Genomic DNA, 360 nt, shown 5'->3' on the forward strand with positions numbered 1-360 from the left:
GCATTGAAGATATCGCGAAGATACACGAAGAGTTTTTTGAGCTTTGCGATTACGTCAACGAAGAAAAAAGGAATGCGCGTCTTGCAATCGCGGCTGCGCGGGGCCACTCAAAGTCCGGAATGTTTTCGAATGCTTTGCCGTTACATCAGGCGGCTTATAGGAAGCGCAAATATATCCTCGTCATATCAGAGACGGATTCGCTCTCGAAAAAGCTCATCGGATGGGTTAACAAGCAAATGAAGTTTAACGCAAAGCTGCGGGAAGACTTCGGGCCTATGATGCACGAGTCGGCGAGCCGCAACGAAAAGGATAACGAAGAGGCGTTCATTACAACGACGAATATCCTTATCGAGTCGTCAT

The 360-nt window shown here is 47.8% G+C and carries 1 pseudogene; it reads left to right on the forward strand.

From position 1 onward, the window contains the following. Positions 1-360 (forward strand): annotated as a pseudogene (locus tag SB658_RS22425) (hypothetical protein); the annotation flags it as partial.

The organism is Bacillus sp. SIMBA_008, assembly GCF_046535495.1.
Lineage (GTDB): Bacteria > Bacillota > Bacilli > Bacillales > Bacillaceae > Bacillus > Bacillus subtilis.